30 protein-coding genes are annotated in these 26464 nt (G+C 41.0%); all 30 read left to right on the top strand.

The genetic code is table 11. The annotated features are described in order from the left end of the window. The first annotated feature begins 3 nt into the window (after positions 1–3). The 30 genes from P9989_RS11935 to P9989_RS11790 all read left to right on the top strand — a co-directional run bounded on the left by P9989_RS11935 (position 4) and on the right by P9989_RS11790 (position 26408). Positions 4–594, top strand: a complete 591-nt coding sequence (locus P9989_RS11935; protein WP_283075143.1) for a lysophospholipid acyltransferase family protein — start codon at positions 4–6, stop codon at positions 592–594. 91 nt (positions 595–685) lie between these two features. Next, complete coding sequence (gene rpsA, locus P9989_RS11930) at positions 686–1828, top strand: 30S ribosomal protein S1 (protein WP_283075142.1); 1143 nt, start codon at positions 686–688, stop codon at positions 1826–1828. A 15-nt stretch (positions 1829–1843) separates the two neighbouring features. After that, the gene (fni, locus tag P9989_RS11925; RefSeq protein ID WP_283075141.1) at positions 1844–2881 is read left to right on the top strand and encodes a type 2 isopentenyl-diphosphate Delta-isomerase; all 1038 of its coding nucleotides are present in this window, start codon (positions 1844–1846) and stop codon (positions 2879–2881) included. Between the two features lie 56 nt (positions 2882–2937). Beyond that, entirely contained in the window at positions 2938–3534 is a 597-nt protein-coding gene (locus P9989_RS11920; RefSeq protein WP_283075140.1) for a YphA family membrane protein, read from the top strand. 201 nt (positions 3535–3735) lie between these two features. Continuing rightward, a complete protein-coding gene (gene der, locus P9989_RS11915) occupies positions 3736–5046 on the top strand; it encodes a ribosome biogenesis GTPase Der (protein WP_283075139.1) in 1311 nt (436 codons plus the stop codon). Positions 5047–5071: 25 nt separating this feature from the next. Continuing rightward, positions 5072–6112, top strand: a complete 1041-nt coding sequence (locus P9989_RS11910; protein WP_283075138.1) for an NAD(P)H-dependent glycerol-3-phosphate dehydrogenase — start codon at positions 5072–5074, stop codon at positions 6110–6112. Between the two features lie 59 nt (positions 6113–6171). Beyond that, positions 6172–6432 carry a stage VI sporulation protein F gene (locus P9989_RS11905; RefSeq protein WP_283075137.1) on the top strand — a complete coding sequence of 87 codons (261 nt, stop codon included), beginning with the start codon at positions 6172–6174 and terminating at the stop codon, positions 6430–6432. A gap of 198 nt (positions 6433–6630) precedes the next feature. Next, entirely contained in the window at positions 6631–6828 is a 198-nt protein-coding gene (locus tag P9989_RS11900; protein ID WP_283075136.1) for a DUF2768 domain-containing protein, read from the top strand. 22 nt (positions 6829–6850) lie between these two features. Next, positions 6851–7576, top strand: coding sequence for a hypothetical protein (locus P9989_RS11895; RefSeq protein WP_283075135.1), 726 nt, complete (start codon positions 6851–6853; stop codon positions 7574–7576). Positions 7577–7802: 226 nt separating this feature from the next. Further along, a complete protein-coding gene (gene spoIVA, locus P9989_RS11890; RefSeq protein WP_283075134.1) occupies positions 7803–9281 on the top strand; it encodes a stage IV sporulation protein A in 1479 nt (492 codons plus the stop codon). A 360-nt stretch (positions 9282–9641) separates the two neighbouring features. Then, the gene (locus P9989_RS11885; protein WP_244753201.1) at positions 9642–9914 is read left to right on the top strand and encodes an HU family DNA-binding protein; all 273 of its coding nucleotides are present in this window, start codon (positions 9642–9644) and stop codon (positions 9912–9914) included. 122 nt (positions 9915–10036) lie between these two features. Beyond that, entirely contained in the window at positions 10037–10261 is a 225-nt protein-coding gene (gene mtrB, locus P9989_RS11880) for a trp RNA-binding attenuation protein MtrB (RefSeq protein WP_283075133.1), read from the top strand. Positions 10262–10368: 107 nt separating this feature from the next. Beyond that, positions 10369–11154, top strand: a complete 786-nt coding sequence (locus P9989_RS11875; RefSeq protein ID WP_283075132.1) for a heptaprenyl diphosphate synthase component 1 — start codon at positions 10369–10371, stop codon at positions 11152–11154. A 3-nt stretch (positions 11155–11157) separates the two neighbouring features. Further along, positions 11158–11871, top strand: coding sequence for a demethylmenaquinone methyltransferase (locus tag P9989_RS11870; RefSeq protein WP_283078897.1), 714 nt, complete (start codon positions 11158–11160; stop codon positions 11869–11871). A 16-nt stretch (positions 11872–11887) separates the two neighbouring features. Beyond that, positions 11888–12859, top strand: a complete 972-nt coding sequence (gene hepT, locus P9989_RS11865; protein WP_283075131.1) for a heptaprenyl diphosphate synthase component II — start codon at positions 11888–11890, stop codon at positions 12857–12859. A gap of 91 nt (positions 12860–12950) precedes the next feature. Next, on the top strand, positions 12951–13397 hold the full coding sequence (gene ndk / locus P9989_RS11860; RefSeq protein WP_283075130.1) for a nucleoside-diphosphate kinase: 447 nt from the start codon (positions 12951–12953) through the stop codon (positions 13395–13397). A gap of 380 nt (positions 13398–13777) precedes the next feature. Next, positions 13778–14551, top strand: coding sequence for a CheR family methyltransferase (locus P9989_RS11855; RefSeq protein ID WP_283075129.1), 774 nt, complete (start codon positions 13778–13780; stop codon positions 14549–14551). Between the two features lie 149 nt (positions 14552–14700). Continuing rightward, positions 14701–15867 (top strand): chorismate synthase, encoded by a 1167-nt coding sequence (gene aroC / locus P9989_RS11850; RefSeq protein ID WP_283075128.1) that lies wholly within the window; start codon positions 14701–14703, stop codon positions 15865–15867. After that, complete coding sequence (gene aroB, locus P9989_RS11845; RefSeq protein WP_283075127.1) at positions 15868–16953, top strand: 3-dehydroquinate synthase; 1086 nt, start codon at positions 15868–15870, stop codon at positions 16951–16953. After that, positions 16950–17312, top strand: a complete 363-nt coding sequence (gene aroH / locus P9989_RS11840) for a chorismate mutase (protein ID WP_283075126.1) — start codon at positions 16950–16952, stop codon at positions 17310–17312. Before aroB ends, aroH begins: the two co-directional genes overlap by 4 nt. A gap of 16 nt (positions 17313–17328) precedes the next feature. Then, a complete protein-coding gene (gene hisC / locus P9989_RS11835; RefSeq protein ID WP_283075125.1) occupies positions 17329–18423 on the top strand; it encodes a histidinol-phosphate transaminase in 1095 nt (364 codons plus the stop codon). Next, on the top strand, positions 18420–19520 hold the full coding sequence (locus tag P9989_RS11830) for a prephenate dehydrogenase (RefSeq protein ID WP_283075124.1): 1101 nt from the start codon (positions 18420–18422) through the stop codon (positions 19518–19520). The genes hisC and P9989_RS11830 overlap by 4 nt, the downstream gene beginning before the upstream one ends. A 13-nt stretch (positions 19521–19533) precedes the next feature. Continuing rightward, positions 19534–20823 (top strand): 3-phosphoshikimate 1-carboxyvinyltransferase, encoded by a 1290-nt coding sequence (gene aroA / locus P9989_RS11825; RefSeq protein ID WP_283075123.1) that lies wholly within the window; start codon positions 19534–19536, stop codon positions 20821–20823. Between the two features lie 62 nt (positions 20824–20885). Next, entirely contained in the window at positions 20886–21758 is an 873-nt protein-coding gene (locus P9989_RS11820; protein ID WP_283075122.1) for a hypothetical protein, read from the top strand. 117 nt (positions 21759–21875) lie between these two features. Then, positions 21876–23129 carry a tetratricopeptide repeat protein gene (locus P9989_RS11815; RefSeq protein ID WP_283075121.1) on the top strand — a complete coding sequence of 418 codons (1254 nt, stop codon included), beginning with the start codon at positions 21876–21878 and terminating at the stop codon, positions 23127–23129. A gap of 30 nt (positions 23130–23159) precedes the next feature. Beyond that, positions 23160–23720: a ReoY family proteolytic degradation factor gene (locus P9989_RS11810; RefSeq protein WP_283075120.1), complete on the top strand. Its 561-nt coding sequence runs from the start codon at positions 23160–23162 to the stop codon at positions 23718–23720. Between the two features lie 83 nt (positions 23721–23803). Next, positions 23804–24259, top strand: coding sequence for a DUF2487 family protein (locus P9989_RS11805; RefSeq protein WP_283075119.1), 456 nt, complete (start codon positions 23804–23806; stop codon positions 24257–24259). A 132-nt stretch (positions 24260–24391) separates the two neighbouring features. Next, a complete protein-coding gene (locus P9989_RS11800) occupies positions 24392–24898 on the top strand; it encodes a QcrA and Rieske domain-containing protein (RefSeq protein ID WP_283075118.1) in 507 nt (168 codons plus the stop codon). 3 nt (positions 24899–24901) lie between these two features. Next, positions 24902–25576, top strand: a complete 675-nt coding sequence (qcrB, locus tag P9989_RS11795) for a menaquinol-cytochrome c reductase cytochrome b subunit (RefSeq protein ID WP_079530118.1) — start codon at positions 24902–24904, stop codon at positions 25574–25576. A 28-nt stretch (positions 25577–25604) separates the two neighbouring features. Beyond that, complete coding sequence (locus P9989_RS11790; protein ID WP_283075117.1) at positions 25605–26408, top strand: menaquinol-cytochrome c reductase cytochrome b/c subunit; 804 nt, start codon at positions 25605–25607, stop codon at positions 26406–26408. Positions 26409–26464: the final 56 nt, after the last annotated feature.

Raw genomic sequence — 26464 nt, 5'->3', positions numbered from 1 at the left:
AGTGTGAATTTATACAAATTGGGGAAATTAGTCTGTAGTCTCGTTTTCTTTCCATTATATCGAATCAAGGTGGTCGGCAAAGAAAACATTCCTAAAGACGGGCCAGTAATCATCTGTTCAAATCATATTTCAAATTTTGATCCTCCTGTTGTCGGGATTACAAACAGCCGCAATATTTATTTTTTAGCAAAGGAAGAACTGTTTAATAATCGTTTTCTCGAAAAACTGCTAAAAAGCGTACATGCTTTTCCAATCAAACGAGGTATGCGTGATCGGAATGCTTTAAGGAAGGGCCTGGAGATTCTCAAACAAAACCATGCGCTCGGCCTGTTTCCCGAAGGGTCCAGACAAAAAAACGGTGAAGTAGGTAAAGGGCTTGCAGGAGCAGGCTTCTTTGCTCTCAGGTCTAACGCTGAAATTGTCCCGTGTGCCATCATTGGGCCTTATCAAAAATTCAAACCGCTTAAGGTCGCGTATGGGAAACCGATTGATATGAGTGCATATCGTGAGCAGAAGGCATCTGCCCAAGTCGTGACAGATCGAATAATGGAAGAAATCAGACAATTGCATGAATTTCACTGCAAAAAAGCATAATCACTTGACAAACTGCTCCAAATATTAGAAGTTAGACAAAAGGGCATTTCTGTATTTTGGTTGTGTCGGAAATTGAAGGAGGTAGCTTGGTATGGATGAAATGAACCATGAAGTATCAGGAATGAAAGAATTTTCTGCAGGGGATATCGTGACTGGTAAAGTCGTGAAGATTGAAGAAAAACAAGTCCTTGTAGATGTTGGATATAAAGTGGAAGGAATTGTTCCGATCAGTGAATTATCCAGCTTACATGTAGAAAAAGCTTCCGACGTAGTACACGAAGGAGACGAATTAACTCTGCAGGTTAAAAAAGTAGAAGATGATGAAATCGTTCTATCTAAACGAGCAGTAGACGCAGATCAGGCTTGGCAGGAACTTGAAGCTAAGTTTGAAAGCGGAGAAATCTTCGAAGCAGAAGTAAAAGACGTCGTTAAAGGTGGGCTAGTCGTGGATATTGGTCTCCGTGGATTCATCCCAGCTTCCTTAGTAGAGACCTATTATGTTGAAGATTTTGAAGACTACAAAGGGAAGAATCTTAGCTTGAAAGTAGTTGAACTTGACCGCGAACAAAATCGTGTGATTCTTTCGCACCGTGCCGTTGTAGAGGCAGAAGAGTCTTCCAGAAAACAGGAAGTTCTGCAGTCCCTTGAAGAAGGACAAGTAATTGAAGGAACCGTTCAAAGATTGACGGATTTTGGGGCCTTTGTCAACCTTGGGGGCATTGATGGTCTTGTGCATATCTCTCAACTTTCTCATGAGCATGTTGAGAAGTCTTCAGATGTTGTAGAAGAGGGTCAAACAGTAAATGTGAAGGTTCTCTCTGTAGATCGTGATAATGAAAGGATCTCACTTTCTTTAAAAGCTACGCAGCCTGGTCCGTGGCACGATATTGAGGAACGTGTCAATCAGGGTGAAGTGCTCGAAGGAACTGTAAGAAGACTCGTTAGTTTCGGAGCATTTGTTGAGGTTCTCCCAGGGGTAGAAGGGTTAGTTCATATTTCTCAAATTTCAAACCGCCATATTGGTACACCTGGGGAAGTACTTGAAGAGGGTCAAACTGTAGACGTTAAAGTACTTGATGTGGATGGAGGAGCTAAGCGTCTTTCCTTAAGCATGAAAGAACTAGAACGAGAGCAAAGTCGTGAAGAGATTAAACAATATCAAAAAGAAGAAGATAACTCAGGTTTTTCTCTCAGCGATATGATCGGGGATCAATTAGACAAATATAAAAAGTAGTGGATGGTGATCGGTATGTCAAGATCAGAAAGAAAACTTGACCATATCCGTCATGCACTCAGTCATAAAAGAGATGCACATAATCATTTTGATGACATCGATTTAATTCATCAAAGCCTGACCGATTTGGATTGGGAGCATCTCGATTTAAGTACGAAAGTAGGGGAACTTAAATTAAGTTCCCCTCTTTTTATTAACGCGATGACGGGTGGAGGCGGAAAGAAAACGATAGAGATCAATCAAAGCCTGGCGCGGGTTTCAGCTCAAACAGGAATCAGCATGGCTGTTGGTTCTCAAATGGCTGCGATTAAAGATAAAATAGAACGGCCAAGTTTTGAAATCGTACGTAAAGAAAATCCTCACGGGGTCATATTAGCAAATGTGGGCAGTGAGTCGACCGTAGAGCAAGCTTTAGATGCAGTTGATATGGTTGGCGCCAACGCATTACAAATTCACGTAAATACATTACAAGAATTAATTATGCCGGAGGGCGATCGCGATTTTACTAGCCGTTCCAAAAATATCGAAAATATTGTCCGTTCACTCCCTATCCCTGTAATCATAAAAGAAGTCGGCTACGGAATGAGCAAGGAAACAGTTGAGCACCTTAGCTCCTTGGGTGTTACGTATATAGATGTTGGCGGGCGAGGGGGTACAAACTTCTCCCGTGTTGAAAATCTTCGTCGTGAGAAACCTTTGACGGCGTTCGAGAATTGGGGAATCCCCACTCCGATTTCGTTAATTGAAGCTGAGAATACTTCTAAGGAGCTTCATGTAATTGCTTCTGGTGGAGTTCGGAATGGATTGGACGGTGCTAAAGCCCTAGTCCTTGGAGCGCAGGCATTTGGAATGGCGGGTTCATTGCTCCGTACTCTTGTTGAACAAGGTGAGGAAGCGGTCGTTTCAAATATTCATTTTATAACGAGAGAATTGAAAATGGCTATGATGTTGTTAGGTACTTCAAAACTAAGCGATTTGCGTGGAAAGTCTTACGTCACAACAGGAAAAACGAATGATTGGGTTGAACAGAGAAGCTTGAGAACTAAGTGTTAATTTACGTTTAATGAGTAATGTTTGCCGCCATACTAGAGATATAGGAGGAGAGGAATATGGCGGTTGCTTACTATTGGTATGCCTGGGTTTTGATGATACTTGTATGTTTTTTTCTCAATCGAAACTCCATAAAGCGAGATGTACTTATTGTGTTTACTTCTTTTCTAATGATCAGCTTTTCTCATCTGAGTAATAACCACGATGTGAATACATATACGCTGCTTGGGGTTCTTTCCCTGTTTGGACTTATATTCTGGATCGATCAAAAACAATTTTGGTATCATGCTTTACCTTTTTCATATAGTCTCTTATGTGCTGTAGTTCAGCTGTTTTTCTTAGTAAATCCTGTATGGTCACTATTCCCGGCTATCGAGTGGCTTCTCATTGGGGTTATTTATATTGTTCATAAGATGGGTTTTCCTTTCTATAGCCAAATCGGATTGTGGATATTAGTAAATACCCTAGGGACCATATGGTCAACTGTGGTTTTAACTTATTACCAGACTGCTGATTATATGAATTTAGTTGAAATGAATCTATTAATAGGGAAAGGTATTATATTGCTCTTTCTCTTTCAGGGGATCTATCAAATCAAACGGTCGCTAGTTAAACTGAAACGTCAGCAGCGTAATAAACGCAGACTATATGCTTAAACAAACATCTCATCTCTTGTGCTGAATGATAGGAAAGCGATTGTATATTTATTAAGAATTTGCTACTATAATAAAGTTAGATGATGTCTGCTGTTCTTATGGCTGGAAGCTAAAGGGCTTCTCCATTAAAGAGCAGTATTTTTTTGTAAAGAATACATCATATTAAAATTAACTTAGATGGAAAGAAAGGATGATCCTTTCATGAGAAAATCAGTCATCGCAATTGTCGGGCGACCAAATGTCGGGAAATCGACTATTTTTAATCGACTGGTGGGAGACCGAATTTCAATTGTAGAAGATACACCGGGTGTTACCCGCGACCGGATTTATGCAGAGGCTGAATGGTTAACGACAAGCTTTAATCTCATTGATACAGGAGGTATTGAACTAGGAGATGAGCCGCTGCTTGTTCAAATGAGAGCACAGGCTCAAGTTGCTATTGATGAGGCAGACGTTATTATTTTCATGGTGAATGGCAGAGATGGCATAACGGGAGCGGATGAAGAAGTAGCTAAACTTTTGTTTAAGTCCAATAAACCAGTTGTACTGGCTGTAAATAAGGTTGATAACCCTGAAATGCGGGAAAATATTTATGAGTTCTATTCTTTAGGATTTGGTGAACCATTTCCGATTTCGGGAACACATGGTCTTGGATTAGGCGATTTACTGGATGAGGCAGTTAAACATTTTCCTGAGCTTTCTCAAGGGGAGGAAGACGAGGATATTATTCGATTCAGTTTGATCGGCAGGCCAAATGTAGGTAAATCCTCCTTGGTAAACGCTTTACTAGGACAAGATCGTGTTATCGTAAGTAAAATAGCCGGAACGACTCGGGATGCGATTGACAGCCCATTTACTAAAGATGGAAAAGAATTTGTCATCATTGATACAGCAGGTATGCGCAAACGGGGTAAAATTTATGAGGCCACTGAAAAATATAGTATAATCCGAGCGTTAAAAGCAATTGAACGATCAGATGTAGTTTTATCTTTAATTGATGCAGAAACAGGAATTCAAGAGCAAGATAAAAAAATTGCCGGATATGCTCATGAAGCTGGTAAAGCAGTGGTGATTGTTGTAAACAAATGGGATACTGTTGAAACAGACGAAAAAACGATGAAAGAATTTGAAGATGATATTCGTTCCAACTTCAGGTTTCTGGATTATGCTCAAATTGTATTTTTATCTGCTAAAACCAAAAAACGGACACATACTTTATTACCTAAAGTACTTGAGGCGAGTGAAAATCATGCTAAACGGGTGCAATCCAGTATTTTAAATGAAGTCATCATGGATGCACTAGCCATGAATCCGACCCCATCGATTAAAGGTCAAAAGCTTAAGATTTTCTATGCTACACAGGTAGCCGTAAAGCCACCGAGTTTTGTTGTATTTGTGAATGACCCGGAATTGATGCACTTCACCTATGAACGGTTTTTAGAAAATCGAATTCGTGAGGCATTTGGATTTGAGGGAACACCTATTAAGATTTTTGCTAGAAGAAGGAGTTAGTTAAGCTAGAGAGGAGCGTGTAATCATGGAGAAGGTTGCTGTATTAGGCGCAGGAAGCTGGGGAACGGCGCTTGCTATCGTGTTAGCAGATAATGGTCACAAGGTCCATCTTTGGACACACCGTGAGGACCATGCTGAAGAAATTAACAGAACTCATAGAAATGAAAGATATTTAAAGGGTATCCCAATTCCAGACAATGTTATAGCAGATTCGGAGTTAGCTGCAGTGACGGCTGATACGAAGCACGTTATTCTAGTCGTGCCAACGAAAGCAATGCGTGAGGTATGTCAACAGCTTATTCCGCATTTATCACAACAAGTGACGATCACTCACGCATCAAAAGGGATAGAGCCTGAGACGTATAAACGAGTGTCGGAAGTTATTTCAGAGGAAATTCCGGCCGAATTATATCGTGATATAGTCGTCCTTTCCGGTCCAAGTCATGCAGAAGAGGTGAGTCTGAAACATCCGACCACTGTAACGGTATCGGCTAAGGATTTAAATGTTGCCTCCACTGTTCAGGATTTATTTATTAATGAACAGTTCAGAGTTTACACGTCACCGGATTTGGTGGGCGTAGAGCTAGGGGGAGCGTTAAAGAATATCATTGCGCTTGGTGCTGGTATTTCTGATGGTTTGGGCTTTGGCGACAATGCTAAGGCAGCATTAATTACGAGAGGTCTGGCTGAAATTGCAAGACTGGGAACATCTATGGGGGCAAATCCTCTAACTTTCTCAGGTTTGACAGGAATTGGGGACTTGATCGTAACTTGTACAAGTTCGCACAGCCGAAATTGGCGAGCTGGTTATAAATTGGGTCAGGGAGCCGATCTGGATCAAGTGCTTGAGGATATGGGCATGGTTGTAGAAGGCGTACGCACAACGAAAGCTGCTTACCAGCTTTCTAAGACACAGAATGTAGATATGCCGATAACGGCTGGAATTTACCGTGTCTTATTTGAAGAAGCGGATCCGAAAGATGTCGTGACTCAGCTCATGACACGAATCCGCCGCCGTGAAATGGAGGACTTAACGAATATTTTAGATGATCAAATGAATAACTAACACATCGCCATCCCCGTGCATATACTACCAAGAAACAATTGCACGAGGAGGTCAATATAATGAGCGGTTTTCAGAAGAATATCTTTGATCATTTGCAAAAGAAAGCAAACATCAACCCAGATGATGTTTATAAAGTGGCGGACTCTGTAAAGCATGCTGACTTTACTGATGAAAAAACAGTCCGCCAATTAGTCAAGCAATTATCAACTATTGCTGGTAAACCTGTATCAAAACAAAAAGAAGACAAAATTGTAGAGGCGATTGTTAAGCAAAATATGCCTCTGGATATGAATACGCTTAGTAAATTTTTAAAAGGATAGCAATATGTAGGCGCTTTTAGGAGGCGGTCCCTTGCTAAGACGCATACAATAACCCGTAGCTTTTATTATGAAAGAGCTAAATGGGGAATTATTTAGTCGTGCCGGAGCCCTTAAAGCTCCGGATTTTTTTGTCTGCGCTCGATGGACAACCTATGATATAATACCTCAGAGTGCTTACGTGTATAGGGGGAAAATAGCATGTCTTTATCAATGTTAAAGATGTACATATCGTTTGCGGGGATACTTTCATTATTTCTTGCGATCGGGCTGATTTACATAAGTCGATACAAGTCTAAAGGGCTTCTGTCTATAATTATTGGTGTTTTTGCTTACTTATTTATGATTTTTGGTGGAATAGTGATTATGTATATTGTATTTAGTGGTCCAACGTCATAACAAGTGCAAGGAGGATAACCTTATGAAATATTTTAAACTGCTTATAATACCTCTGATCGCTTTTTTATTAACGGGCTGTTTATATCCAGATGCGAAGCTTGAGAAGAATCAGATGCCTAATCAGGCTCAATTAGATGCCATTCAAAAAGCTGTTGATCAGTATAGAGAGCAAGAATCAGGCTTGTTGCCGATTAAAACTAAAGATCAGGATACTCCTATCTTTCTAAAGTATCCGATAGACTTTAGCAAACTTCATCAGAAGGGACTGATTGGCGAGGCACCTGGAACTGCGTTTGTCAATGGTGGTCATTATGAATATACATTGATTACTCCTGAAGAGAATCCAACGGTAAAACTAGTTGATTTGCGAACATCAGAAGCAATTCGCTCGTTGAAGACCAAAGTTCGGTTTTATCAACAAGAAAATAAATATCCGCCATTTAAGGAACAGATTGCCAAGGGAGTCTATAGCTTGGATTATGAAGCATTGGGGCTGGATGAGCCGCCTACCGTCGAAAGTCCCTATTCTCAACAGAAGCTGCCGATTTACATTAATGAACGAGGGAAGCTGTTCATCGATTACAGAAAAGATTTGTATAAGTATATGCGTAATAAAGAACACAGCTATTCAACTGGGGATGATATCCGTTATCTACTTACAGACTATGCCCCATTTGCTCCCGCCTATTCTGAACCATATACTATAAAAAATGGCGAGCCTGCATTTATGTCTGAGCTTTCATCATAATTTTTCTACACCCACTGCTTTAGGAAGCAGTGGGTTTTAATATGGGTGAGAGTTTCTGTGTAGTGATTTTAATAATCTTATGGGCAATTAATTGTGCATGATTCGTTCCTCCAAGTAATAAATATAGATTACTTCTAAATATCTGGCATAATCCAATAGCAACCAGTCATAGAATGAGAGTGTCCAGGCTTGTATGAAGGTGAAATATTATCTGGGAGGGGATCCTTTGGAGAAGGTAGATATCTTTAGCGATATTTCCAAACGGACGAATGGAGATATTTATTTAGGGGTAGTCGGTGCTGTACGTACAGGGAAATCTACGTTTATAAAGAAATTTATGGAGCTTGTTGTCATTCCAAATATGGAAGAAGAATCGGAAAGAGAGCGTGCTATGGATGAACTTCCGCAGAGCGCTGCAGGTAAGACGATTATGACGACAGAGCCTAAATTTGTACCCAATCAGGCTGCTACAATTAATATTGATGAACACTTAGACATCCGGGTAAGGATGGTAGACTGTGTAGGTTATGCAGTAGACGGAGCAGTTGGCTATGAAGATGAACATGGGCCTAGAATGGTTCATACTCCATGGTATGAAGAGGCAATACCTTTCCATGAAGCAGCAGAAATTGGTACACATAAAGTGATTCAGGAACACTCCACGATTGGCGTAGTCGTAACTACGGATGGAACAATCGGAGAAATTGCCCGTGAAGACTACGTTGCATCAGAAGAAAAGATCGTTGAGGAGCTTCGTGAAGTTGGTAAACCATTTATTATGGTCGTGAACTCCGCACAGCCTCATCATGAAAGTACAGAAAGGCTCAGACAGGAATTGGTTGAGAAATATGACATTCCAGTACTTGCTCTATCTGTCGAAAGCATGCGCGAGCAAGATGTGCAGAACGTACTTCGTGAAGCCTTGTTTGAATTTCCGGTATTAGAAGTGAACGTCAATTTACCTAGCTGGGTAATGGTGCTTGACTCCAGACACTGGCTTCGGAATAATTTGCAAAATGCGATCGAAGAGACCGTTCAGGACATTAAACGACTGCGTGATGTTGATCAGGTAATCGGAAACTTTGATCAATATGAGCATATTACAGGCGCCCATATTTCAGGAATGGACCTGGGTGAAGGCGTAGCAGAAATTGATTTGCAGGCACCTGAACACTTGTATGATCACGTGTTGAAGGAGATCGTTGGAGAAGAAGTTAGAGGGAAAGATCATCTCCTTGAAATCATGCAGGACTTTGCTCACGCAAAACGGGAGTACGACCAAGTGGCAGATGCACTGCAAATGGTTAAACAGACAGGATATGGAATCGCAGCACCAACTTTGGAGGATATGGCCCTGGATGAACCGGAAATCATTAGACAAGGCTCAAGGTTTGGTGTGAGACTAAAAGCAGTAGCTCCATCCATCCACATGGTTAAAGTGGATGTACAATCGGAATTCTCACCGATTATTGGCACTGAGAAACAAAGTGAAGAGCTTGTCCGTTATTTAATGCAGGACTTTGAAGAGGACCCACTTTCTATTTGGAACTCGGATATTTTCGGCAGGTCTCTAAGCTCAATCGTAAGAGAAGGAATTCAAGCAAAACTTTCACTTATGCCAGAAAACGCCAGGTACAAATTGAAAGATACACTAGAAAGAATCATCAATGAAGGATCTGGCGGAATGATTGCGATTATCTTATAACGGCTCCTAAGCGGGCCGTTTTTAATTTTTTTCTAAAAAAATTATCTACTTTGATGATTTTTTGCAGCAACACGTAATCTGAGAGTGTATATTACTCTGAAAACCTTCTAAAACCTTGCTATAATAAGGTTTAGGAGGTTTTTATTGTTAGAACGTTTAAGCTGAAAACAACCTAAAAAAACGAGTGAAATATTAGGGAAATCGCTTTACTATGCGATTTATCAACGATTCTCTATTGAATTATGTAGCAAACTCGTTTAATATAAGGCTTGTCATCACATGATGACTGTTAAATAAGCATTTTAAGTGAAATTATTTCACTTGAAAGAAAAGCAACCTTCTTGGGAGGAGGTGAATGTCATGAATAAAACTGATCTAATTAATGCTGTATCAGAAAAAGCAGAGCTTTCTAAGAAAGATGCAACTCAAGCAGTTGACTCTGTATTTGAATCTATCATGGGATCACTACAAGATGGTGAGAAAGTACAGCTAATCGGATTCGGTAACTTCGAAGTACGTGAGCGTGCGGCTCGTAAAGGCCGTAACCCACAAACTGGTGAAGAAATCGAAATCTCTGCAAGCAAAGTTCCTGCTTTCAAACCAGGCAAGGCTCTAAAAGACGCTGTTAAATAATGGCTACATAGGGCCGAAAGGGTGCTACCTTTAGCACCCTTTTTTTAATAGCAAAAAGCGTGAATCTTTGACATAATATAAGGAATAAGAGATAGTATGACTAGAAGAAAGGGGATAGAATGATGACAGCATCCGAAAATGACTTTTTTGTAATAAAAGCTGAAGAGGACGGTGTGAATGTAATAGGGTTAACCAGAGGCACGGACACGCGCTTCCATCATTCAGAGAAACTAGATCGTGGAGAAGTAATGATTGCCCAGTTTACTGAGCATACCTCGGCCGTCAAAGTTCGGGGCAAGGCCGTCATTCAAACACGTCATGGAGAGATGTCGACGAAAGTAGAGTGATTTTGCCATGATTAGGTCTTTTCCTACATAACAACAGCTTCACACATCGATTTATGGTATAATTGATGTGCTTTAACCGTGTTTATGAAAGGGAGCAGGTGATATAGGTGAACACATCAGAAATGAATATCAAACAGTTAAAACAAAAAATTGCCTCCCAAGTTCGCCACCCCTTTTTGGCGAAATTTATTCCAGAGCCAGTTATTGATGAAGACAAGCTGGTTATTTTGTCTTCGATCATGGATCATACAACCCTATCTCCTGTGAAAAAAGAACAGTACGTGATAACAACGATGCTTGTTCAAATCGCCCTTGACACTCATGATCTTGTCACATTGACCGATGAGGATGATGAGAAGGAAACGATTCGTACACGCCAACTCACCGTACTTGCCGGTGACTATTACAGTGGTCTATATTACTACTTACTATCACAGCTTAATGATATTCCTATGATTCGAACATTAGCTGGAGCGATTAAGGAAATCAATGAATTAAAGATGGAGCTCTATTATAAAGATGTGGACTCGTTCCAGGAGTTTTTACTTTCCTTAAAGAAAATTGAATCATTGCTAATTCAACGAGTAGCCTCGTATGTGCAGAAGACGACCATTAATGACATGGCGGGAGAATGGCTGCTCGCGAAAAGACTGATTGATGAGAAGACAAGCTATCAGGAAGGTAAATTTTCCCCATTGATAGACAGACTGGTTAGAAAGCCTGAATCAAGCAGTCAGGTGATGTTGAGTCTGGAGCAAATGCTGCAAAAACATATCACTCGTTTAGAAGCCACCGTTTCTCAGCTTCCGATTCATTTTAACTGGTTAAAATCTTATATCCATACCGCTATTCATCACAAATTTTATGAGAAGCATATTGTAGAGGAAGGGTAAATGATGCAGCAACAGACAAAAGAAGAACGTGTTCATCACGTATTCGAGAGAATCTACAAGCGTTATGACCGCATGAATTCTATTATTTCCTTTCAACAGCACAGATTATGGCGTAAAGATGTCATGAAGCGTATGAACGTTTCAAAAGGGGATCATACGCTTGATGTGTGCTGCGGGACTGGAGACTGGACGATGGCGCTGGCTGACGAGGTCGGGCCTTCAGGGAAGGTTATAGGACTTGACTTCAGTGTGAATATGCTCTCAGTCGGAATAAAAAAGAAGCTTCAATGTAAAATGAAGCATGTGGAATTTGAGCATGGAAACGCGATGGAACTTCCATTTGACGATGATCAGTTTGATTATGTCACGATTGGATTCGGGTTGAGAAATGTTCCGGATTACCTGCAAGTATTAAAAGAAATGCATCGTGTTGTAAAACCTGGTGGAAAAGTCGTTTGTTTAGAAACTTCACAACCTGAGAATCCTGTTTTTAAACGACTTTATTATTTTTATTTCAGAAACATTATGCCGTTGTTTGGTAAGTTATTTGCTAAAAGCTATCAGGAATACAGTTGGCTTCATGAATCTGCAAAAGATTTTCCAGGTAAGGACGCGTTAGCAGCGATGTTTAAACAAGCAGGGATGACCAATGTTAAGGTGAAGTCGTTTACAGGCGGAGTGGCCGCAATGCATCTTGGAGAAAAGCAATCGTTATGATCAAGGATGAAGAATTATGAAATTAGCCATGATTTACTCTTTTTTAAAACAAGATCTATATAAAATTGAAGAAGCAGTTAATGAAACGATCCAATCGGAGAATCCCGTTTTACGAGAAGCCTCCAGCCAGCTATTGAAAGCTGGCGGCAAGAGGATCAGGCCGGTATTTGTTTTACTCGCAGGAAAATTTGGCGATTATAACCTCGAGCGAATGAAAGCAGTCGCTGTGTCACTCGAGCTTATACATACGGCTTCGCTCGTTCATGATGATGTAATTGATGAAGCGGAATTGCGGAGAGGCGAACCTACCATCAAATCCAAGTGGGATAATCGAATTGCCATGTATACGGGAGATTACATCTTTGCTCGGTCATTGGAAAACTTATCCACACTTGATAATCCTAGGGCTCACCAGATCTTGGCAAAGACTATGGTGGAGTTATGTCTGGGGGAAATTGAACAAATCCAGGATAAGTATAACGTAGAACAGAACTTGCGGAACTATTTGCGTCGTATAAAAAGAAAAACAGCTATTCTTATTGCTGCCAGCTGCCGGCTGGGGGCGATTGCAGCTAATGTTTCTAAAGAGGATGAGCTTGCGTTATACCGCTATGGCTATTATGTTGGGATGTCTTATCAAATTATTGATGATGTGCTGGACTTTACCGCCTCTGAGAAGGAGCTGGGAAAACCGGCTGGAAGTGATCTGCTTCAAGGGAATATTACCTTGCCAGTTTTATTTTCTCTGGAAAATAGTAAATTTAAGGAACAGGCTCAACATGTGTTTAATACTAAAACAGAGCTTACTTCTTCTGATATTGAGCCGTTAATTAAAGAGATCCAATCCAATGATTCAATTCAACGGTCACTGGCAGTAAGTGATCTATATTTAAGCAAGGCCTATGAATCTCTGGAGCAGTTACCAAATATCCGTGCCAAGCAAACTTTAAAAGGGATTGCCAAGTATATCGGTAAAAGACGCGCATAATAGATTGCCACAATCCATTTTCTTTGGTAGAATCTTTATTGGCACTTGTTAAAAGCGCTTTCAAATCATACATAATCTTGGGGTGGTATTTATGGAAAAGACTTTTCTAATGGTTAAACCAGATGGCGTACAAAGAAATCTAATCGGTGAGATTGTAGCTAGGTTCGAGAAAAAGGGCTATAAATTAGTTGGGGCAAAACTTATGACGATTAAAGACTCCCTCGCAGAAGAACATTACGGTGAGCATCGTGATAAGCCTTTCTTTGGAGAACTTGTTAGTTTCATTACTTCCGGACCAGTGTTTGCTATGGTATGGGAAGGTGAGAATGTTATTGGTACTGCAAGGCAAATGATGGGAGCGACCAATCCCAAAGATGCCACAACAGGAACAATCCGCGGTGATTATGGTGTCACAGTTGGAAAGAACGTGATCCATGGTTCAGATTCCATCGAAAGCGCTGAACGCGAAATTAATCTATTTTTCGAAGAAGCAGAACTTAACACTTATAGCAAAGATAACTCAGCTTGGGTTTATTAACACGGCAGAAAATCGCCTTGTTAAAAGACGATTCAGCTTGTAGAGAAAACCACTTGTTTTTCTCTACAAGCTTTTTTGCGTACGTACGGGAGAATACCGCTCGTGGCCTCACTCGCTCATCACTGTGGAAGGCTAAGTGTGTATCAGTGGCGTCCCAGATAGCAACATCTAAAATCATTGCTTCTAGGAGTTCTATCTTCAGTATAACAAACAAATATGCTGGATTTTGGTAAAATATCAATAAAATGAAGGGCTGACGAAACTTTCTCGACAGCCTGAATCGCCTTGTTAAAAGGCGATTTTTTTGTCTGAAGTAATTTACACATTGTGTAAGGTGCAGTAATCTATAAAGATAAACAGAGAGATGAGGAGTATGATGTATGAGTCATGACTATCAGGAGTTTGTCGCTAATTTCAAGGAGAAGTCAGGGGTTGATTTATATCTTTATAAAGAGGGACAAATGAAACGGAGATTAACTTCCTTACGTGATAAAAAAGGATTTACGAATTTTCGTGAATATTATCGGTCTATACATAATAATCCGGATTTGTTTAATGAATTACTAGACAGAATGACGATTAACGTATCCGAGTTTTACCGGAATAGACAAAGATGGGAGGTGCTAGAAAAAAAGGTCCTACCATATCTGTTAAAAAACCGTAAGTCTATTAAAATTTGGAGTGCGGCTTGCTCTACAGGAGAGGAGCCGTATACGTTAGCTATTATACTTAGTCAATATATTCCCACTAACCAAATCGAAATCGTGGCTACAGATATCGACGAAAAGGTGATTCAGCGGGCAAGGCTTGGTGTGTATCCTGAACAATCTTTAAGGGAAATGCCTGTGAACATGAAACAGAAGTATTTTACAAAGCAACAAAGTTTATATAAAATAAGCGACAACATAAAATCATGTGTAACCTTTAAAAAGCATAATTTATTGGCTGATCGTTATGAAACCCGAAATGATTTGATCGTTTGCAGAAATGTTCTCATTTACTTTACAGAAGATGCAAAATCGACGATCTACACTAAATTTAGTAAAGCTTTAAATAAAGATGGCATCTTCTTTGTGGGAAGCACTGAACAAATTTTCTCTCCCCAACAATACGGGTTTAAGTCTTTTGATACATTTTTTTATAAAAAGAATTAAAGAGGGTATGGCTACTTTCATGCTTTTGCAACCAGGGATTCAATCGGTAGATTTTTTATATTTTTTAGAACTTTGCAACGTTAAAGCACACAAATCTTTATGTATATGATATAGTATTATTTAAAAATTACAACAGGGGGCTGGCGTATATGCGTTATTTAACAGCTGGAGAATCACATGGAAAACAGCTGACGACGATTATCGAGGGAGTACCTTCACACTTGCCACTTGTCGCAGATCAAATTAATGAATCATTGATTCGTAGACAAGGCGGGCATGGTCGCGGTCGCAGAATGCAAATTGAGAAAGACTTGGTTGAAATCACTAGTGGTGTTCGCCATGGATATACTTTAGGTTCACCGATTTCATTAGTGGTACATAACGATGATTTTAAGCATTGGCGCGACATTATGGGCGATGCACCATTAGCTGACGATGCTGAAGTAAGGCGTACCATTTCAAGGCCAAGACCTGGACATGCGGATCTGAACGGTGGTTTGAAATACGGTCATCGTGATATGCGTAATGTCTTGGAACGCTCATCAGCACGAGAGACTGCAGCGAGAGTAGGGGCTGGTGCTGTTGCAAAAGTATTACTGCGCGAACTGGGAATTGAAGTAGCCGGTTATGTTCGCGAGATTGCAGGTATTGTCAGTGAGGTAGATGAAACCCTGTCTCTAAAGGAGCGCGCTGCTATTTCTGAGGCCTCCCCTGTACGGACATTTGATGAACAGGCAGCAGGTAAAATGATGGAAGCGATCGATCAAGCTAAGAAAGAGGGAGACTCAATCGGCGGGGTTGCTGAAGTATATGTGGAGGGAATGCCCCCGGGGTTAGGTTCCTATGTGCATTACGATCGAAAACTGGATGGAAGAATTGCCGGAAGTGTTATGAGCATTAATGCATTCAAAGGTGTAGAGTTTGGGCTAGGTTTTGAAGCGGCAAGAAGGAATGGCAGCGAAGTCCATGATGAAATTTTATGGAGTGAAGAGCGTGGTTACTATCGAAGGACGAATCGCCTCGGTGGTTTTGAAGGCGGGATGACCACAGGGATGCCTATCGTGGTAAAAGGGGTTATGAAACCCATTCCAACCCTGTATAAGCCTTTACAAAGTGTTGATATTGAGACGAAGGAACCCTTCCAGGCTAGTATTGAACGTTCAGATTCATGTGCAGTTCCAGCAGCTTCAGTCGTTATGGAGCATATCGTAGCTTTTGAAATAGCTAAAGCCATCACGGAGGAATTTCCTTCTGACTATTTCCCTCGTTTAAAACGAGCGGTAGATGATTACCGGAAGGAGGCTCGCAGCTTCTAGATGACTACATTAACGATTCAGTCATTTCAAAACAAATACGACGTCAATATTGGGACCGGATTGCGACATGAAATTTCTGATTTATTAAAAAGCAATTACGCTAAAGTATTTATCATTACGGATTCCAATGTTGCCCCTTTTTATTTAAAGGAAGTTATTTCAGCTTTTGGGGAAGATACAGCAGTCTCGTCTGAAATTGTTCCTGCAGGTGAAGGATCGAAAAGTATGGCTTGCTACAGCAGCTTGCTGGATCGATGTCTGGAATTACAATTGGATCGCCATTCATTAATTGTTGCTCTCGGTGGAGGAATGGTTGGTGATCTGGCCGGATTTGTTGCATCAACTTATTTACGAGGAGTTGACTTTTTGCAAATGCCTACCACAATCTTAGCTCACGACAGCAGTGTAGGCGGAAAAGTGGCTATTAATCATCATAAGGGTAAAAATTTGATTGGAAGTTTTTATAGCCCTGTACAAGTCATCTATGATACAGAAGTTATTGGTACTCTATCAAACCAGGAAATAAGGTCAGGTTTTGGTGAAGTAGTGAAACATGCTTTACTCAGTGATCATAAATGGTTTCAACGATTAATGGATACAACTCTAACAGAGGTGAATCAGGAAGAGTTAGTGAAGCATCTGACTTCAGGCATTAAAGTGAAAGCTGAGGTCGTCGAAGCTGATGAAAGAGAAACAGGGTTGCGTAAGCATTTAAACCTGGGACATACCTTGGCCCATGCTTTAGAAGCAGAGTTTGGTTATGGGGAAATTACTCACGGGGAGGCTGTCGCCATAGGTATTCTGTTTGCGATGAAAATAAGTGAGCAGACGATAGGGGCTGATTTACCGTTCCAATCCTATACTAGATGGCTTCGTCATAATAATTATCCCTTGCACCTCGTCTCTCAAATAGATCCCGAGCGTACTGTAGAAAGAATGAAGTGGGATAAGAAAACAGTAGGCAATGCAATCCATTTTGTTTTATTAACTCAAATCGGAGCTCCTACCGTCACTGCACTGACTGACAAGAAACTAATTCAGATCATGACTGATTTTGTAAAAGATGAAGGGGGGACGTTTGATTGATCAGAGGTGTAAGAGGTGCTACAACAGTTAATCGAAATAATGGGGAAGAAATTGTAGATAAGGCACACGAACTTATGATCGATGTTATTAATCAAAATCGGATAAAACCCGAGAATGTGACCTCTGTACTGTTCACAGTAACCGAGGATTTAAACGCAGCCTTTCCGGCGAAGTCTTTACGGCTGCTTGAGGGATGGACGTATGTGCCCGTAATGTGTATGAGGGAGATCCCAGTTCCTCAAAGTCTGTCCAAGTGCATTCGTGTCATGGTCACGGTTGAAACGTCACTAGACCAGCTAGAAGTAAACCATGTTTATCATTATAATGCGACTGTGCTGAGACCCGATCTGAAAAAATAAGGAGGACCCGCGATTTATGAAGTCAAAAGAGATCTTGAAACAAATGAAACCGTATAAGCCCGGTAAACAGATTGAAGAAGTGAAACGTGAATATGGGCTTGATAAAATAGTTAAACTAGCTTCAAATGAGAACCCTTTTGGCTTTTCCCCACAAGTTAAGCAACAGCTGCCTGATCTACTTGCCCAGCTTGAAAAGTACCCGGATGGTTATGCAGCTACATTGCGTGAAAAAGTAGCCTCTTTCCTTAATGTGGAGGAAGAACAGCTTATCTTTGGAAACGGGTCAGACGAAGTCGTACAAATTATTTGCCGTACTTTTCTGGAACCTGGAGTCAATACGATCATGGCTACACCTACTTTTCCTCAATATCGCCATAATGCCCTCATTGAAGGGGCTGAGGTGCGGGAGGTTCCTGTCATTGAGGGACACCATAATCTAGAGGAAATGCTTCAGCAAGTCGACGAATATACGAGAGTGATTTGGTTGTGTACGCCAAATAACCCTACCGGAGTTCATATTACTAAAAGTGCTCTGAACCATTTTATGGAGAAATGTCCTTCACATGTCCTTGTCGTCATCGATGAGGCCTATTACGAATATGTAGAAACAGAGGATGTTTTTGATTCAATTCACGGACTGCAGAAACATGAGAATTTAATGGTTCTGCGCACTTTCTCAAAGGCCTATGGTTTAGCTGGGCTTAGAGTTGGATACGGAGTAGCAAACCGTACAGTTATACATAGTCTTGAACCAGCGAGGGAGCCTTTCAATACTTCGACGATTGCTCAAGCGGCAGCCATTATCGCCCTTGACGATCAATCCTTTATTGATGAAACAACGGGTGAAAACCGTAGCAACAAACAAGATTTATTCGCTTTTTTAAATGAAAATAAGTTGGACTACTACGAATCAGAAGCAAATTTCGTCCTGATCCACTTACCAATTAGCGGTGATGACATGTTTGAACATTTGCTGAGTAAAGGATTTATCGTTCGTTCTGGCGAAGCACTTGGTATTCCTAATTCCATCAGACTGACCATCGGAAAAAAAGAAGACATGGCACTTCTTCAACAAGAGATGAAACAGAAACTTGAAGGTCATTTAAAATGAGCAAAACTATATTTATTGTTGGCCTCGGGCTGATCGGTGGATCACTTGCAATGAATGTAGCTAGTGAAAGTGGTGTAAAGGTGATCGGGATGGATGCCGATCACGCCACCCTTTCTCTTGCTAAGAATCAAGGTGTCGTTCATGAAATTGCAGAGGACTTCACTTCAGGTGTAAATCAAGCAGACGTGTTAATTTTGGCTACACCGATCTCCATTACGATTGAATACTTACGCCTGCTTAACGAACTTAACATTGAAAAGCCGTTGCTTGTTACAGATGTGTCATCGGTGAAGCATCAGGTATTACAAGCGGCACAGAAGCTCACCAACCCATTCATATCCTTTGTTGGAGGTCATCCAATGGCAGGATCGCATAAACAGGGGTACACGGCAGCTAAATCTCACTTGTTTGAAAACGCGATCTTCGTTCTCACACCAGCAAAGGGAGCAGATGAATCGGATGCTCGTACATTAAAGAATCTTTTCTCTACTACTGGAGCTAGATTTTTAACACTTTCTACAAAAGAACATGATGAAATGACAGCTGTTATCTCTCATTTTCCTCATTTAATTGCTTCCTCACTCGTGCACCAGGCGCGGGAGTGGCAAAAAACGCACCCTTCGCTCGAGCATTTAGCTGCAGGGGGCTTTCGGGATATCACACGTATTGCGTCAAGTAATCCTGAACTATGGCAGGATATTTTTTTTCAAAATAAGCAGCTATTAATCCCTATGCTTGATGACTGGATCGGTGAGATGGAGAGAATGAAGCAGCTTCTTTATCATGAGGAAGCCCAGTTAACACATCAATATTTAGTGGAAGCAAAAAAATTTCGTGATGGTCTGCCGATTCGTGAAAAAGGAGCTATTCCGTCATTTTATGACATTTATGTTGACATTCATGACCAGCCAGGGGCCATACAGAATGTGATCCAATTACTTGCTGAACAAGGCATCAGCATTAAAAACATTCGAATTCTTGAAATAAGAGAAGGGATCACAGGTGCTCTGCGAATTAGTTTTCAGACAGGAGAAGAGCAGCAGAGCAGTTATCAGCTGCTGTTGGGTAATGGTTATGAAGTAACCATACAAGCCTAAGGAGGTCGTTGATATGAGCACTATCGAACTACACCCCGCTAGAAGGGGGCTGCATGGTACGTTACAAGTCCCGGGGGATAAGTCCATATCCCATCGCGCGGTTATTTTCTCTGCGCTGGCAGAAGGGACTTCACATGTCTATAACTTTTTAACTGGAGAGGACTGCCTCCGCACAGTCGAGGCATTCAGAAGGCTTGGTGTACGAATCGATCAGTCTGATGATAGCCTGACCATCTATGGACAAGGTCTTAACCAGTTAAAAGAGGCAACAACGCCGATTTATTTTGGTAATTCAGGTACTACTGCCCGTTTGATGAGTGGAGTATTAGCTGCTCTGCCTTGTTTTACGGTGGCCTATGGAGACGAATCACTTGCCAAAAGACCCATGGATCGTGTTGTAGTTCCTCTAGAGCAAATGGGGGCGAAAATTTACGGACGTGAACATGCCGCTCGCTTACCATTAGCTTTCGCAGGCCAAAAGCTGACAGGAGCGAAAGTAAATTTAAATGTCAAAAGTGCACAAGTAAAATCTGCTGTGTTACTAGCCGGAATGTTAGCCGATGGGGAAACCACTGTTTATGAAAAAGGAATCACACGAAACCATACAGAAATGCTCATGCCTCAGTATGGAATTTCTATTAAAACAGAAGGACAAACGCATACAATTCCTGGAAATCAGCAACCGGTAGCTGCGGATATACATGTCCCTGGGGATATTTCCTCGGCAGCTTTCTTTTTTGTTGCCGGACTATTGACAAAAGAGAGCGATATTACCATCAAAAATGTGGGGTTGAATTCTTCAAGAGATGGGATCATCACGGCGTTAAAAACAATGGGTGCTGACCTTACCATTTCGAATCAACGTTCGGTTGGCCATGAACCAGTTGGGGATGTTACAGTCCGGTCAAGCTCACTTAAAGCGGTGACCATTGAAGGGGATTTAATCGCTAATCTCATTGATGAGATCCCGATTCTGGCCTTAGCTGCTACACAAGCTGAAGGCACAACAATTATTAAAGATGCCAAAGAATTGCGGGTGAAAGAGACGGATCGAATCGCAGCTGTGGCGAACAATTTAACAGCTCTAGGAGCGAATGTAAAACCAACGGAAGACGGATTAATTATCCACGGTCCAACACCATTAGCGGGTTGCGTACTTCCCTCTTTTGGGGACCATCGAATTGGCATGATGTCTGCTGTTGCCTCACTGATTACGGAATCAAACGTAATGATTGAAGATAAGAATTGTATTAACATTTCTTATCCCCGTTTTTTTGATCATTTATCTCAAGTTATGAAATAAAAACTTTCATAGAGTATAGTTTGCTCTCATACGATGTAAAAAGCCTTGTTGGAGGTGATCGTATGGGAGCATATTGGTTTTATGTACAAACACTCAAAGGCACCCAGGCTATAACTAGGCAAATTTCTGTTGATCAGCAGCATTTTATTAAACGTTCATCCAGTGTTCACGAATTTAAACAAATGGAAGCAGCTGGTTTCGTAGCTACACCTGGACACGTTATGCTTGATTTGGACAAGCCGTTAAGTCAATCTCCCTCACTTATCGAGAATAGTCAATGTTATATACAAAAGGGGTGCACCCTCCTCCTCATCCAATTTCCAATTCACAGCAGTTATCATTTTAAAATCATTTTTCAGCAGTTTAAGAAGCAGCTCAAGTACTTACCTATCGATTATATGCTCGTTCCTACCATCAAACCTGAGTCGATCACACAAGAAATGGTGCGTTACTTTGCAAGGGAATCTTGTCCATTCATACTAATCGATGGTGATGATGAGAGCGAGTTGAGGGAAGTCGCATGGGACTGGTTAGTACAGGCTCAATCTCATAAACGAATACCGTTTGGCCTCCTTGTCAGAAATAGTAGAAATAGAGAGAGGATTCACGATAAGTTGTGGGTAAAATTATGCGAGCATTATGGTATCATTAGATTAACTAACGCTTTATCGGAAGCCCCATTATCAAAAGCAAACCTTAAAGATAGTGGAATTTTCCCCTACAAGGGTGGATTCATGGATAACGGTTATGCGGATTACAACCTTTATTATGATGAAGAAGGTTTGATGGTTGATGATCACGCTGATTTTAGATATTATGAGGCTGTTCCAGATGTTACCGTTATGCGTGGGAAAATTGTACAAGTAAACCAGCAAGTGCAGACGATCGTATCAGGCATTCATTATAAAGGTTCAATTTACCAGCATTTTGTATAAATACTTTGTTAAGTGATAGGTTGAATGGTAATAAGGAAGGAAGTTACAAGGAACTGCATTATTAATCGTTCGTATCCCGTCTGAATATTTGTTATAAATGCTAGAGAGGAAGTCATTATGGAAGAGATTCAAAAAGCTATCCATCAAATGGAAGCTAAGCAAACAGAAGAAGCCCTACACACCTTGCAGTCCTACCTGCCCGAAGCAGACGAAGAAGAACGGTTCACTATTGCTGAACTTTATATTCAGTGGGGAATGCTTGAAGAGGCCAAATTAATTTTGCACGAATTAATCCAGCGTTACCCCAAAGAGCAAGAATTAAAGGTTATGATGGCAGAGATCCATATCGATTTAGAAGAAGACGACGAAGCAATAGAAATTTTAGATCAGTTCGGTCCGGAAGATGAGGACTATTTACAGGCATTGATCCAGCTTGCTGATCTATACCAATCACAGGGGCTGTTTGAAGTAGCCGAACAGAAACTGCTCACAGCAAAGCAAGTGGAACCAAATGAAGCGGTTATTGACTTTGCTTTAGGAGAACTTTCATTTTCCAACGGTGAATACAATAAGAGTATTCCATTTTATGAAAATGCCTTCTATCACCAGCCGGTCATTGCTGATATCGAGGTGGCAGCCAGGCTGGCGGAGGCATACGCAGCTACCGGGGAATTTGAGCAATCTCTGAATTACTTTCAGAAGGTGGAGGAAGATAACCCGGATGTGATGTTCCGTTATGGGTTTGTAGCATTCCAGGCTTTCCGGAATGATATTGCCATTCATATATGGGAGCGACTGATTGAGGAAGATCCATATTTCCAGTCTGTTTATCCATTGCTGGCACAGGCCTACAATGCAGAGGGAATGACAAAAGAAGCCCTGGAAATGGTACGTAAAGGCTTAGCTAAGGATGAGTTTAATAAAGAGCTGTACCACTTAGCTGGAACGCTGTATCACAAATCAGGTCAGAAAGAAGAGGGTTACCGTTTGATGAGAGAAGCAGTGGCCTTAGATCCTGGTTATAAAGAAGCAGTACTTTTTCTAATAGAGAATTATAAAAGTGATGAAGATTATGAGGCAATCATAGACTTAATTAATCAATTAATTACCATGGGTGAAGAAGATCCGTTCTATTTATTCGAATTAGCTAAAGCGTATGAGGAAGTTGAGGATTTCAAGCAAGCACTCGTACATTACGAGAATGCTTATCCTTCACTTAAAGAGGATAGTGTTTTCCTTAAATCCTATGGATATTTCTTAGTAGAAGAAGGAAAAATGAATGAAGGACGTCAAATCTTAGAAGAGTACCTGGCTGTCGATCCGACCGATACCGAAATAGAAGACTTTGTCAGCCGTTTGAAAGAAGAATAATGTGATCAATTAAGCGCAGGAGGGGCGCCGATGCAAACACCTATTTCTGTTAATGAAAAAAAGGACTTTGTTCGTTGGTTTCTGAACAATTACCAATTAAAGAAAAGAGAAAGTGTTTGGATTCTCAATTATTTGATCAATCATGAATCATTGCTTTCTTACGTTCACTTTGTCCAAGAAGTTAAACTGTGTCCGAGAGGGATGGAGATTAGTGCACAAGGAGTACAAGATCCCCCATTTAGATTTTACAAAGGTCAAGTGATGACAAATGATGCCGAGAAATCTTTTCATGATTTGAGAATGAATCAAGATGAACCAGTTTTTATTCAAATGAACTTTGAAGACGCTCATAAATGTTCTATGTATGCCCTCGTCCTAGAAGATAATCCGTATTTACCTAAAGATTATTATGTAAACGATCGTGATAAAGTTGAGGCCGATAAATTGCTTCATTCTAGTTTAATGACGTTTAGAAAAAGAGAACTTGAAAAACAAATTGATCTTGCCCTAATGAACGGTGATCAGACCCAGTTCATTGCGTTAAGTAACGAATTAATTGAAGTTAATAAATCACTTAAATTAAAAAGCTGAGAGGAATTATTCTCCTCTCAGCTTTTATTTTTTGAATTCTTTTTAGTAAAATAGGAACAAGTAAGAAAGGATAGTGATAGGACATGCAATGGACAAAACAGGATACGAAGCAGTACCTTCCGGAAAAACAATATGTGGATACGGTATTAATTCCGCTAATTCCCTTCGATCCGGCATCAGAGACGAAAATGATTCAGGAGGCATTTCAAAGAGAGCTCATTCAGATTTTCACGAACTTAATTGAAAAAGAATACCGAGGCAGAATATTCTTATCCCCCGAATATCATTACTTGACGAATCAGCACGAAGAGGAAACCACTCGTCTCAATAAGTGGATTGAGCACTTCCAGCAACAGCCTTTTCAACATATCTTTTTATTCACGTTTGACCCTAAATGGAAGAGGTATGAAAGTCAGTTAATTGGGCATCTACTATGGATACCGGGTAAAGCAGATGGGGACTTACAATCTACTGAAACTCAATCCTTTGTGAAAGAACAAGTGAGGCAAGTTAATGAATTAATTCAAGCTTATTGGTAACTAGTAAAAGTTGAGATAACGCTAGAGAATTCATTGACCCCGCTTTAAGATTGCGCTATCATAGTAATGTCCTAGTAAACTGTATGTAAACGATCCATGTCGCATGGATTACAGCATAGAGGGGGGAAAAGAATGAGCGATAAACAACGAGTATCCCGTCGTCAATTTTTAAACTACACACTGACTGGTGTAGGTGGCTTTATGGCTGCTGGAATGCTTGCGCCAATGGTTCGTTTTGCCATTGATCCGGTATTAACGCCGCAAGCTGCTGGAGAGTTTCATTCGGTTGCACCAATTGATGAAATTACAAATGAACCACAGCGTTTTGAATGGCAGGTTGAACAAGTGGATGCATGGTATGAATCAAAAGTCCAAAAGACTGCATGGGTGTACAGAAATGAGAAAGACGAGATTGTAGCACTCTCACCAATTTGTACGCACTTAGGGTGTACAGTAGCTTGGGCTTCCAATCAGGAATACCCAAACCAATTCTATTGCCCATGTCACGGCGGTCGGTACACAAAAGATGGTGTCAACGTTCCAGGGACACCACCTACAGCACCTTTACCGGTGTACAAGACCAAAGTTAAAGAAAACATGCTTTATCTCGGAGAAACTCAATCAAGACAGGGGGCGTAATTCATGCTACAAAAGATTTATGACTGGGTCGATGAGCGTGTAGACGTCACTCCGCTTTGGCGTGATATCGCCGACCATGAAGTACCAGAGCATGTCAACCCAGCCCATCATTTTTCAGCATTTGTATATTGCTTTGGCGGATTGACATTCTTTATTACAGTAATTCAAATTTTGTCGGGTATGTTTTTAACCATGTATTATGTGCCTGATATCGAAAATGCCTGGAAGTCCGTTTATTATTTACAAAAAGAAGTAGCTTACGGACAAATTGTACGTGGGATGCACCACTGGGGTGCGAGTCTTGTTATTGTAATGTTATTTCTACATACATTACGGGTATTCTTCCAGGGGGCTTACAAGAAGCCGCGTGAATTGAACTGGGTTGTTGGTGTTTTATTATTTTTCGTTATGCTTGGACTAGGGTTTACTGGCTACCTGCTCCCATGGGATAACAAAGCCTATTTTGCAACACAAGTAGGCTTGGAAATAGCCGCAGCCACACCGTTTATCGGTGATGAAATACGAACGCTGCTTGCCGGGGACCCAACTATCGTTGGGGCGCAAACGTTAACTCGTTTCTTTGCGATTCACGTATTTTTCTTGCCAGCTGCACTATTCGGATTAATGGCTGTTCACTTTATGTTAATCCGTAAGCAAGGTATTTCCGGTCCACTATAAAATGAAGTGAATTTAAGGAGGGAACGCTGTGCATAGGGGAAAAGGGATGAAGTTCGTCGGGGATTCAAGAATTCCCGCTGAACAAAAAGCCAATTTACCAAAAGATTACTCAGAATACCCTGGGCGTACGGAAGCATTTTGGCCAAACTTCCTTCTAAAAGAATGGTTAGTTGGTTCGGTATTCCTGATTGGATTTTTAATCTTGACTGCTGCTCATCCATCACCGCTTGAGCAACAGGCTGATCCAACCAACGCTGGTTATATTCCGTTGCCTGACTGGTATTTCTTATTCTTATATCAATTCCTAAAGTATCAATATGCTGGAGGAAACTTTATTGTTATCGGCGCCATTATTGTACCTTCACTAGCATTCGGAGCATTGCTGTTAGCTCCATTCCTTGATCGTGGACCGAATCGTCGTCCATCGAAGCGTCCTATTTCGGTTGGACTTATGATGCTAGGGTTCATTGCAACTTTTTGGCTGACATATGAGGCTGTTGAACATGCCGACTATGCTGAACGCTCAGAAAAGTATGCTGTAAATGTGGAAGCTGTGGAGGCAGAAGTTAACACTGACGCCCCAGGTTATGCAATTTATGAACAAAACTGTATGAGTTGTCACGGAGATCAGCTCCAGGGACAAGGTAACTATCCATCCTTACTTGATACAAAGATGTCTGTCGAACAAATTAAAGACATTGCACGAAATGGTATTGGTGAAATGCCGGCGGGTGTCTTTAAAGGGACTGATGAAGAGCTTCAGCAATTAGCAGAATTCATTAAGGCTCAAGGCAGTGGTCAAAAAGAGTCTGGAACCGGAGATAATTTATAATGAAGTGACATGAACCGCGCTCAAGGATCGAGCGCGGTTCATTTATTACAGGAGTG

Origin of the sequence: Halobacillus naozhouensis (assembly GCF_029714185.1) — a bacterium.
In the GTDB taxonomy this organism is placed as follows: Bacteria; Bacillota; Bacilli; order Bacillales; family Halobacillaceae; genus Halobacillus_A; species Halobacillus_A naozhouensis.
This window is presented reverse-complemented; position numbering and strand designations above follow the sequence as displayed.